Origin of the sequence: Photorhabdus sp. P32 (assembly GCF_038085095.1) — a bacterium.
Classification (GTDB): domain Bacteria; phylum Pseudomonadota; class Gammaproteobacteria; order Enterobacterales; family Enterobacteriaceae; genus Photorhabdus; species Photorhabdus luminescens.
Map to the genome: position 1 here is coordinate 1 of NZ_JAZGJN010000180.1, position 11,870 is coordinate 11,870.

At 38.8% G+C, this 11,870-nt stretch carries 9 protein-coding genes; 6 read left to right on the top strand and 3 right to left on the bottom strand.

What is annotated here, in order from left to right; all coding sequences use genetic code 11:
• Positions 1 to 519 precede the first annotated feature (519 nt).
• The 4 genes from V2H77_RS02085 to V2H77_RS02100 all read left to right on the top strand — a co-directional run bounded on the left by V2H77_RS02085 (position 520) and on the right by V2H77_RS02100 (position 6,756).
• Positions 520 to 1,266 carry a Slam-dependent surface lipoprotein gene (locus V2H77_RS02085; RefSeq protein WP_341497469.1) on the top strand — a complete coding sequence of 249 codons (747 nt, stop codon included), beginning with the start codon at positions 520 to 522 and terminating at the stop codon, positions 1,264 to 1,266.
• Between the two features lie 95 nt (positions 1,267 to 1,361).
• Positions 1,362 to 2,849 carry a surface lipoprotein assembly modifier gene (locus V2H77_RS02090; protein WP_341497470.1) on the top strand — a complete coding sequence of 496 codons (1,488 nt, stop codon included), beginning with the start codon at positions 1,362 to 1,364 and terminating at the stop codon, positions 2,847 to 2,849.
• Positions 2,850 to 2,901: 52 nt separating this feature from the next.
• Positions 2,902 to 5,889, top strand: coding sequence for a TonB-dependent receptor domain-containing protein (locus V2H77_RS02095; RefSeq protein ID WP_341497471.1), 2,988 nt, complete (start codon positions 2,902 to 2,904; stop codon positions 5,887 to 5,889).
• Between the two features lie 81 nt (positions 5,890 to 5,970).
• Positions 5,971 to 6,756 carry an energy transducer TonB gene (locus tag V2H77_RS02100; RefSeq protein ID WP_341497472.1) on the top strand — a complete coding sequence of 262 codons (786 nt, stop codon included), beginning with the start codon at positions 5,971 to 5,973 and terminating at the stop codon, positions 6,754 to 6,756.
• A gap of 66 nt (positions 6,757 to 6,822) precedes the next feature.
• Here the strand turns inward: V2H77_RS02100 and V2H77_RS02105 are convergent, their stop codons facing one another.
• Complete coding sequence (locus V2H77_RS02105; RefSeq protein ID WP_341497473.1) at positions 6,823 to 7,278, bottom strand: GNAT family N-acetyltransferase; 456 nt, start codon at positions 7,276 to 7,278, stop codon at positions 6,823 to 6,825.
• 427 nt (positions 7,279 to 7,705) lie between these two features.
• On the opposite strand from V2H77_RS02105, the gene V2H77_RS02110 reads away from it, so the two are divergent.
• Complete coding sequence (locus tag V2H77_RS02110; protein WP_341497474.1) at positions 7,706 to 9,655, top strand: autotransporter outer membrane beta-barrel domain-containing protein; 1,950 nt, start codon at positions 7,706 to 7,708, stop codon at positions 9,653 to 9,655.
• Between the two features lie 117 nt (positions 9,656 to 9,772).
• Here the strand turns inward: V2H77_RS02110 and V2H77_RS02115 are convergent, their stop codons facing one another.
• Entirely contained in the window at positions 9,773 to 10,228 is a 456-nt protein-coding gene (locus V2H77_RS02115) for a GNAT family N-acetyltransferase (RefSeq protein WP_341497475.1), read from the bottom strand.
• Between the two features lie 205 nt (positions 10,229 to 10,433).
• Complete coding sequence (locus tag V2H77_RS02120; protein ID WP_049582811.1) at positions 10,434 to 10,709, bottom strand: FaeA/PapI family transcriptional regulator; 276 nt, start codon at positions 10,707 to 10,709, stop codon at positions 10,434 to 10,436.
• A gap of 528 nt (positions 10,710 to 11,237) precedes the next feature.
• Between V2H77_RS02120 and V2H77_RS02125 the strand changes: the two genes are divergently transcribed.
• On the top strand, positions 11,238 to 11,633 hold the full coding sequence (locus V2H77_RS02125; protein WP_341497476.1) for a hypothetical protein: 396 nt from the start codon (positions 11,238 to 11,240) through the stop codon (positions 11,631 to 11,633).
• Positions 11,634 to 11,870: the final 237 nt, after the last annotated feature.

Sequence of the window (11,870 nt, forward strand, 5' to 3'; positions counted from 1 at the left end):
TAATATATTTATGTTACTTGTTTTAGTAATTAATAGATTAGCAGTGTTTTTCTGAATAAATATATTTACATTTGGCGTAATAATTTTTCCTATTTAGATGAGATATATGTTTTTGATTTCTATTTATCATTGTTAAGTATTTCTTAATTAATGTGAAATGGCTAATTTTATGTTATATAGTTACCATGCAAACAATAACATTATTATTAATTTAATATTGAAATAATTTCTTATTTATACATCTATATGTATTGATATTTTTACACTCATTATTGGGTGATTCATCTAATATTATATCCATTGTTATATTAAGGTTATGGTAAATATTTATTTAATAATTAAATAGTTAGCTGAATTAATTGCCATGCTATACAAATAGATACGATTATTTTATGATAATGATTATCATTTCATTTTTTATTAAAAGTACGTTAATATGCGCGCCAGTCTTCGGACGGTACTAAAACTATGTAATAAGCAATACTCTAACATTTAATTAGTTAACATAAGGAATATGCTATGAACAAAGTTAAAGTGTTAATTGCAGTATTAGGTACATGTGGATTAGTAACACAGGCAATGGCTGTACCTGGATTTGGGCAAACTCAAGAGTTTGATGCGAATAAACCTAGCATTAATGTAGGTGTGACTAAACAGGGTGGTTCTGGTCATGGAAGTCCTGGGGGGGAACCGGGAGTTGGGGTACATTCCATTGCTGGTGGTCAAATTGTTAGCTTTTCAGGGCTTACCCGTTATGCCGCAGCGGATGCAAATGGAATTCACAAAATTTCTATGCCGGGATCAGGTAGCCATAGTGGGATGGGGGTGTTCAATTTCAGTAAAGTGGCTAATGCTGATGTTTATTTTGGTGAATGGTCACAAAAAGGCACGGTAGATGATACTACTCATACCGCCTATTATTCCGGTAAAGATGTGACCACTAATTTGCCTACTGGTGGTATTGCAACTTATACGGTTAAAGGAATTAACCAATATAGTGGCAGCAATGCCCTACATGGAACATTTACTGCTGATTTCGGTCAGAAAAGGCTTACTGGTTCAATAGCAAATAGTGCATTGACCGTTGGTATTAATTCTAGGATTAGAACAGATGGTTCATTTGCGGGTAGGGCGACTGCTGGAAATGTTGTCGGGACAAACAGCGGCCATTTCTTTGGTGATAATGCAGCTAGTTTAGCAGGGACTGCTACGTTTGCTTCGGATCATAGCAAAGATACTGCTTTTGGCGGAACTAAGAATCCATAATATGAGTTTGTAATGATTGGATAAGACAAAGTTCATATTGGCTTTGTCTTATTTTTGTTTATTTTTGGCTCGACAATTAAGCAGTGATATTAACGATGCTAAATATCCCAATTGTTCGTTTTACTTTACTCATTAGCTGTTTGTTTATAAAGCCATCTTTGGTGCTGGCAGATGAAGATACCGGTAGAAGATTGTGGCATAACGTACAGCGAAATTTGCAGAATCAAGAAGAAGCGCTTGTCACAGATGAAACTGTAAATAAAAAGACGGATCATTTATCGATAGTACTTAATGGTCAAACGTTTAGTGTTGAAAATAATGTGAATGATATTGGTCAGGCGCTCTATTTAGCTATTAATCATCAACAAGTACAGGATGTTAAGCGCTTTTTGTTGATATACCAGAAGTTACCTAGACATGATACCCAATTGGTCCATTTTGCTCAGGGGAATTTGGCGCGTTTACAAGGTGACTTAGTAGCAGCAGAACAGCATTATCAGGCTATCTTGCAGCAACAACCTGATTTTATCCGTGCTAAATTAGAGTTAGCTAGGGTCTATTATGAGAATCAAAAAAATAGTGAAGCCAGTTTACTATTTAATGAAATTTCAGCGGCTAGTCGCGATAATGAAAATAAATTACCACCGGCAGTCATTAAGAATATAACTAATTATCAAGAGGCAATTAATTTGCGCAATGCTTGGCGTGGATCTTTTTCCGTGGGATATATCTTTAACGATAACACGAATATGTCGCCGGATAAGCCTCCTGTTTGCACATTCTATCGTGAAAATGGTGAGTGCGTAGTTGAACGTAATTTGCCTATGGCAAAGAAAGCAAATGGTATAAGTTATGATGCTACGTTGCGTAAGATATATCCGCTGAGTGGTCACCACGGTGTCTTTCTGCGTTCGATGACTTATGGGGAAAGTTATCGTCATCATAGTGAAGAGAATGAAAATACCACTTCTGCTTATTCGGGCTATAGCTATAAAGCGCAAAAAGATGATTTCCTATTGGGGCCAGTTGTTGAGTTTAATTATGTTGGTAATCATTCCCGTTATCGTACTACAGGAGTGAAAACCGAATGGATGCATATTCTATCTAAAAATCTGGCATTGAATTTGGAAGGTGAATATAAGCAGTTTCGTTATCATAAACTTTATAATCATAATGACGGTAATATGGCCTCTGTTTATGCTACCTTATCTTATTATTTAACTGATCAAACCATTACCTTTGCGGGGGGGGATTGGGTTAATAAAACCAGTGTTGAAAAAGCGGATGATTATCAGCAAAAAGGTGTGCGAGCAGGCATTTCCACTCAATTGTATCCGGGAATTAATGCAGTGGTATTTACTGCATTGCGCCAGCGGCAATTTGGTGATTACAGTGTACCTCTAAATGCACGTCGTAAAGATAATGAACAATTCTATGCGGCAATTGTGAGTATGCCTAAATTTGAAGTTTTCGGTTTAACCCCAGTAATTACTTATCGATTTAGAAAAAATAGTAGTAATGTTGATTGGCTCTATTCCTATAATAAGAATGAAGTGTTAGTTAAATTTGAAAAGTATTTTTGATACTGGTTGAAGTAATAAGTTATTTCAATTCACACTATGGCAGATAATGATTATGTATAAATTGAATAATAAATATAGCAAAATAACATTCATGCTGGCATTAGCCTACAGTATGATGCCTTATCGTTCTGAGGCAGAAACACTAGCTCAGTCATCTAAACAGCCCGCTGAAAATAAGGCTGACCTCGGTAAAATTAACGTTTCAGCGACCAGTGAAAAAGATGAGGCAGGTTATGATGCGGTTTATGATAAAGATATTACTAATATTTACTTGGGTAAGGATTTGGTAGAACGCTATAAGGGTGCTTCACCGGCGGATGTTTTAAAAAGCGCAGTTGGCGTATTTAGTGGTGATTCGAGAAACAGTGGCGCATTAGATCCTAATATTCGTGGTATTCAGGGGCAGGGACGGGTTCCTGTTACCATTGACGGTACTGAGCAGGCAATTACCACTTGGCGTGGTTATAACGGTGCGAATAATCGTAACTATATTGATCCTAACCTGATTAGCAGCATTGAAATAGAAAAAGGCCCGTCACTGACACGTGGAGTGAAAGGTTCGATCGGTGGAGCGGTAATGATCAAAACCCTGGGTATTGATGATGTAGTACCAGTAGATGAACGATTTGGTATTAACTTGAAATTGGAAACCAGCAGTAATGCTGTTAAGGAACGAGTACCACATCTGGAATTAGGACAAGATTATCGGGATATTCCCGGTTTTAATCAGGGATTTAATTATGTTGATCCTGCGTTAGAAATTACGCCGAAAACTTCAAAAGATAATAAATTATTGGGCCTAAAAGATAATGCGATACGTCTGGCGCTAGGTACCCGGCAGGAATATTTTGATTTAATGGCAGCTTATAGTTATCGCAGTAAAGGAAACTATTTTGCCGGCAAGGGTGGTGCTCATCGTTATGATGCTCCCATTAGTAAAGAGGATATAGAGATCCTTGATGGCGGTACCCGGTCGTATGATCCTTATCTGCCTTTTGTGGCACGTATATATCGCCCTGGAAATGAAGTGCCTAATACCTCCAGTGAAATGGAATCTTGGTTGCTTAAAAATAACTGGTATCTGGCTAATCAACAGACGATTGGGCTTGGTATCCGTGATACTAAAACGATTTACGGGGAGATTATGCCTTCGCGGATTGGTTGGGTTCGGGCTGAAAGTAACGTTGTACCACAGTGGCCGTTGGCGAATGTACATCAGCAGGCATTTAATCTGGATTATAAGTGGAAACCTGATGGAAATAAGTGGGTTGATTTTGATATGAAATTTTGGATTACCCGTACTATCAGCGATACTAATACTGCCGGGGGATATCCACGTGAACCGCGAGAGCGGGATGCCGTTTGGGATGTAAATGGTAAGGAAAGAGATCCAAATAAAGATGGTCGCCTGGTAGATACTGCTGCTACCAATACCCATAATAACCGTTGGGGTGTTGATCTTTCTAATGCTTTCCAATTGACCTCAAGTTTAGATTTAACCTTGTCAGCTAGCCTACAACAGGAACGTTTAGGTTCCCATGATGATTATAAAGGGAAGAATTTTTCTAATTTTCGATCGCCACCAAGAAAAGGACGCCGCCAAGAGAATAATATTGCTTTTAATTTTGATTGGCGGCCTACTTCATGGTTGGCATTAAGTGCCGGCGCTAGGCGGGTAAGTTATTGGTCTAAGGATGATTTTTTAAATGAACGTTTGGCTGCCCGTGATATTGGTTATAGTAAGCATGAAAAATTGGTTGGCCAAGGGTTGCAATATATGAGAACACTTACCGACCGGGAAGCTGAACTATATAAAAAGTTTGATGAATGCTTTGAGTGTCTGACTGATGATGAATTTGACGAATATAGCGATAAAAAATTTACAAGTTCAAAAGCACGAGATTCAATTCTTCGCCCTATGGTGCCGGTAGATGTGCTTTGGAAATATCATGATGATGGTAAGTTATATAAACAAGATAATCCCTATTTTAATGGGAAACTTGATATGAACGAACGCGTTATTGATCCTGTGACGAATAAAGAAGTGTATAAATATGAATACAGTACTGCTCAACAGAATAGTAGCTATATTGATGACTCTGGAGAAATATTAAATAATAGTGATAAGGGCGTTTATAAAGCAAAAAGTGAACAGGAGCGCTGGTCTAAACAACCTAAGCGTAAAGATCATGCTTGGGCGCCGGTATTTTCCGCAACGGCTTATATCTCTGATCATGCACGTATCTATACCCGTTATGCTGAAGCAGTACGTATGCCAAGTATTTTTGAGGATACCGTTGGCTTTTCCTCCGGTTTGACTGATAAACCTACTCGTGCCTTTAAACCTGAACGTAGTAAAACAGTGGAAGTGGGTTATGTGCATGATTTAAGTCAGTTATTGGGTGCGGAGCGTAATGCGGATATTAGATTCGCTTATTACAATACCATTATTGAGCATGTTTTTGATCGTGACAGTAACTTTGTATTTACTCAGTTAGATAAACAAAAATTATCCGGTTTAGAACTACAGGGACGTTATGATAACGGTAGTTTCTTTACCCATTTTGGTCTATCTTATAATCTTAAAAATAAAGTTTGTGATAAAACTGCATCGCTTATGTTAGATCCAAGAAACCAATTTGGTGTTCCTGAATGTATTGATGGCGGTTTTCCCGGTGGTTTTTTAAGGACAACTATTCCTCCTCGTTATTCTCTTAATCTGAATATTGGTGGCCGGTTATTGGATGAAAATTTAGAAATCGGTAGTAGAGTGTTATACCACAGCAGTGTGGAGAATAAGGATGAAAAATGGTTAATGAAGAAATTACCCGGCGTTTATAAAGGAATAAATAATAATCCGATGCGCTGGAATTCGGTAATGACTGTAGATGCCTATATTAATTATCAGGTTACGCCAGATGTAGTTGTTGAATTATCTGGCACCAACTTAACCGATCGCTATTATTTGGACCCGTTAACGCGTTCCATGATGCCAGCGCCTGGGCGAACGTTTAAGCTTAGTGTCACCAGTCGGTTCTGACTCTTTAAAGGAGATTTGCCGGTTGCGGTTAAGAGCGCTGGCAATCTCCACAGATAACGAACGGAAAGATGGCTTGAAGTTATGATGAGAAATCGTTTTTATATTGGCTTGTTTGCTTCTTTACTGCTACATGCGGGTCTTGTTGGATTTATGGCGAGGCATTTACTGCGTGATGACAGTGCGAATAATCAATTAGTGAATTCGCCAATCATGAGTATGTCAATAGAAATGGTTGCTTCGGCAGCACCGGCCGGACAGGAACAACCGGTAGAACCGGAACCTATTCCACCCCCGTTACCGCCAGAGATAGTGGTAGCGGAATCACCCCATGAGGCAAAAATAGTACTTAATAAGCCAGCGGATAAGCCACGGAAACAGGAACGCCCGAAGCCACCGCCAGAAAAGCATGTGGATGCTAAACCGAAGAGTAAACCTCAGCTACAGAAAAAACCGACAGAAGGGCCTCAACAAAAACAGGCAGAGCAAACGGAAGGCAACTCTCAGTTAGCGGGGAGAGATGCAGTGGATTCACAAGCTGGCGCCCGTCAGGCGACGACCAGTCAACCGATGACGGGCGTGGGAGCTGATGAGTTACAAAGCTATCAGGCTGCCTTGCGTCGTGAAATTGAAAAACATAAACGCTACCCGCGTCGGGCTAAGAAGATGAAACAACAAGGGATAGTTCAGGTCAGGTTTAGCTTGCTGGATAGCGGCGATTTGACGAATCACCAATTAGTGCAGAGTTCAGGCGCTGATGAATTGGATCGGGCTGCCCTTGCGGCGATCCAACAAGCTCGGTCAGTAGGACTGAAACCGGCTGGTTTGCCGAGGGAGCTTACTTTAGCAATAGAATTTAATTTGAAATAAATATAGGTTTAGGCAGCGAAGAGACAGTCGCTGCCTTATTAATAGTGGCGTCATATGAGGGGGAAGTTAGATCGTTTCGGCGTTCGGCCGTGCAATTCGCATATGTAATAACGGAAATGGATTACCTTGACCATCAATTTCTGATCGACTGAAAACTTTGAATCCTTGGTGCTGATAGAAACTCACTCCCTGAGCATTTTGTTCATTAACATCGAGTTCATTGACACCTAATTCGGTGATAGCAAAATTCAGCAGTGCTTTGCCGATGCCTTTGCCACGGGAATTTGGTGAGATAAACAGCATTTCAACCCGATGCTGATCAACACTAATAAAACCCTCAATTTCGTGTTTGTCATTTATCGCTTTATAAACAGTCAGTACCGGTAAATAGGTATGCAGAATTAATGGGCGTAGTTGATTAATATGTTCGTCAGATAAAAAATCATGTGTTGCTCGTACCGAGGCTTCCCAGATTTCTATCAGCTTATTGAAATCGGCCTTTATTGCTTGCTGAATTCTCATATTTATTCTTCTTAATCTTTTATTTCTCTAAAACGATGATGAATTAACGTTATCACGTTTATTGTGATGGATCGCTTCAGATATTACTCAGACTTAGCCATTATTCTTATCGGAATTTTCTGCTGTTTGTTTTGTGATCTATTTCATAAAACATAAGGAGAGGATTAAATCTATCTGGTCTAATATTACTTTTATAGATAGTTGAATTTTAACCAATTTGGTTAATTGAACAATCAAACAACACTAAACATTAAAACCTAAAAAAACAATGCAGGATTCTCTCTATTACTAACTATAATGAGGTATTGGTTAATCAGAAAGAGGATTGCGTCATATCTCATTAACGTAGTTTCTATTTGGATTGATCATTTCAGTTGAACGGCTAGTTCAATGATAAATATAAAATAATTTCTTGAGGATCATATTAATGAAAAGGGCATTTATATTTACACCAGGCATGTTAGCACTTTCTATAAGTGCAATTTCGAATGCACACGCTTATGACCATCTATATGTTTTTGGTGATAGCTTGAGTGATGGAGGAAATAAAGGTCGATATATGATCAATGGTACAACCAGTGAGTTGTATAACGATCTTATCGCTCAACATTTAGGGACTGAACTGATTCCTTTCAATAAAGGCGGGACTAATTACGCAGTGGGTGGATCGACTGCTGTTCCTGATTTGAACAAAGCTAACAATACTCAAAATCAAGTAGATAATTATTTGGCAAGCCACGGTAATCGTGCTGATCCTAATGGCATGTATGTTCACTGGATTGGCGGTAATGATCTTAAAGCTGTCATGTTAGGGGGCGATCCGAAAATTGTTAAAAATAGCGCTATGCAAGCCTCAGCACAGGTGCATAAACTTCTTGATGCGGGAGCTGGGATCGTTATTGTACCTACTGTTCCTGATCTCGGTAAAACACCAATGATTATGAAATCCGTCGTCTCTGAAGGACTCAAGAAGATCCCGATTTCTCTTACTCCTGACCAGATTACGGAATTAAAGGATATGGTTCGTGCGGGCGCTAATGCATATCCAACGATAAATGAAGATACTCGCTTTCAAGTTATCGAAGGTATCTTTGAAACGCTTGCGGCTAGGGCTTCAAATGGAGATGCTAAAAAAGCGGAAGAATATAAGCGACTATTACTTGATAGTTATAACGAAACAAGCAGTAAAGCCTCAGGCTTGGTTGACAAGTACAATAAATCAGAAGATATCGCACTTAGCAAGAAGAGCGGCAATATTGTTCGAGTTGATGTTAATGCGCTTTTGCATGAAGTCATTGATAATCCTTTACGTTACGGTTTTTCCAATACTTTAGGCTATGCTTGTGTTCGGGATACGGAGGCTAATTCCTGTAGTTCTGATGATCCCGGTTTTGATGCCAGTAAATCCTTTTTATTTTCTGATGATTTTCATCCAACGCCGGCTGCACAGCGTCTGGTCGGACAGTACACTGTTTCAATCCTTAATGCTCCACATCAGGTTATGTCACTGACGAATACCAACAATGTGCCGGTGAAAGGGGCGCTAGCCTCTCTTGACAACCGTTTGCAACAGCTACGCAGCGTAGGTAATGACCAAGGTAAAATAGGCGTATTCGGTGGTTATAGCGGTAACCACAACAGTACACTGACACTGGGTAGTGACTATCAGCTCACGGATAATATTCTGTTAGGGGGAATGATCTCTCGTTATAAGGATAAGCGCTCAGTTAATCATTTCCGCGCTGATGGTCGTGGTTATGTCTTCACCACTTATGGCTTATGGCGTTACTACGATAAAGGTTGGATTAGCGGCGATCTTCACTATTTGGATATGAAATATGAAGATATTACGCGCGGTATTATGCTCAATGAGTGGCTGCGCAAGGAGCATGCTTCGACTACCGGCCATCAGTGGGGCGGACGCATTACTGCGGGTTGGGATATTCCGCTGACATCTACAGTTATGACCAGCCCGATTATCCAGTACGCTTGGGATAAGAGTTATGTTAAAGGTTATCGTGAATCGGGTAAGAGCAGCACGGCTATGCATTTCGGCGATCAACGTTACGATTCTCAGGTCGGAACATTAGGCTGGCGTCTGGACACCAATTTTAGTCGTTTTAACCCTTATGCTGAAGTTCGGTTTAACCACCAGTTCGGCGATAGGCGTTATCAGATTAGTAGCGCCATTAACTCAACTGAGACGTCTTTCGTTAGTAAAAGTCAAAAGCAGGACACCAACTGGCGTGAATACATTATTGGCATGAATGCTGCTATTACAAAAGATTGGGGCGCTTTTGCGTCAATATCACGCAATGATGGCGATGTTCAGAATCACACTTATGCTTTCAGCTTAGGTGTTAACGCCAGTTTTTAATTTCTGGTTAAAAGATACAAGTTGATAAAGCAGTAGCTTCCTGCTGATCATAATAGTGTAGCTATTGTCCTAGTAATGCCCGACAAAGTGATCGGGCATTTTTTCGTGATGATTGCCTCATATTTTAGGTTGTTTATAAATATCTGGTCGGACAATTTGCCAAACAAAGTTTTCTTCGTTTACCGGGGAATAACCCATTTTTTCATACAGCCACGGCGCCATAGAAGTGACCAGCATAATATGACGAAGCTGTGCTATTTGGGGATGTTCCAGGCAACATGTCATTAGCCAGCGCCCTAATCCTAATCCTCGATAATCATCCAAAACAAAAACATCACTAAGATAACCAAAGGTTGTGAAGTCAGTCACGATACGAGCAAATCCTATTTGCTGAGTATTTTTATACAGACCAAAGTTCAAGCTATTGTCGATCGACAACTTAACTGTCTCTTTGTCGATTCCTTCCGCCCAAATGGATTTCGTTAAAAACTGCTGTATGATCGTAATATCTAATTTATTCTTATCTGTAGTGACAACATATCCATCCTTTTCCCAACGATGCAATTTTTCCATTCTGACTTCCTCTGAAATAAAATGATAATAATTGATTATGATATCTCTGCGCTTGAACGCGTTGTTGAGGCTTTTGTAATGGAAAGAATATAGCGATTTGAATGAATAACACCATAGGGCCTTACGTTGTCTCTTCAAGTTTTCGACTATATAGACAGGCCCTACTGTACAGAGCAGACATCCATTTCTTCAAATTTTCTTGACATTAGATAGACTTAATTTTGTCTTCCGGTATATACCATCGGAGAGAATTCTTAATGGGAGATGGAGTTACCATAACCAATCCTTTGTTAGCCAGTTTCAATAACAAATAACGCGCTTTGTAGATGGTAAAATCGCATTGTTCTGCTACATCACGCGTGCTAGGCCATGATTCTGGCGGGGGAGCCGCTTGCATTTTCCGAATGGTACATAATTCGGATATGACATTGAGTATTTGATCCGTTTGGGAAGGTTGAATTGAATCTTTCCGGTTTTCCATATTAACTCCAGGCTTTATTGAACCCAGTTGGATATCTTGAATAATTCGGATAATCCAACGGTTAATTTCAACACATGAGGGCAATCTGAATGTCCTATTCAGTCATAAAGAATTACCGGGTATATCCTGTTTTGTCAAGGTTGGTTTTTGTACGATGCAGATCGATTATATCGAAAAATTGAGATTTTAGATCTTTTAATTTGAAAAACAAACTGCATAAAGTGTTTTATACTTATATAGATATAATTTGCGACACTATAGATCGCAAATGATCGTATTGAAATGTTATCTAAGTATTTTGTTGTGAAATTATTTGAATTTGTATTTTTTGTTTTTATTAACTGAATTATTCTGTAATACTTAAAAGGTCGATAAGGTGGTTGTTCATATATAAATGTTTTTTATGATTTACTCCTTGTATCAAATTTTTTCTAATCTTAATAAGATTGACAATGAAATTATTTATTTAAAATTTGTTGTTGTTTTATGCGGGTATTAATCGTTATTAGATAATCGTAATAATTCGAAATGAAACTGAATAAAATTATAATAGCGGCCATATTAATATTAGGTGTTGTGTCTATTGTAAATAAATTTGATCAAAGTTATATCACAGTGACTCTTAATGGTGTTATTATTACTGTCCCTTATTTTGCCGAACAGGATCTTTTTGGCAGTATGGTAAATTCGGGGAAAATTTCCAAGATAATATTGGAGAAGGAGAGAGCTTCAATCCATAAGAGTCTTGAAAACCATTTGGAGAATTGTGAATTACAGCCAGTAGCTCATCGGTTATTATCTCGGGCAACATTAAAAATATTGTTGGCTTTACCTTGGGTGTCTAATAAAGTTGATAAATCTCCAGGATTGTGCCAGCGAAAGAAGGTTTATATATTCAGATTAATGATAGGTTTTACTTTTTAATAATTATTTATTGATTATGGGTATAGTCTGATTATTTTCAATAAAATCTTGGCATTTAAGTTGTCTCACTATAGAATTTTCCATTCTTTATATCTCCATATTGAATTATTTTCATGCCAATCTTATCTGTTTTTTATATTCATAATTCCTGTCTCTAATACACAACTGACTCTGCCGACGACTAGAGAGGTGGAGATATCGGGGGGGGGGGGGGCGGTGTAGGCGGGGGGGGTGGGG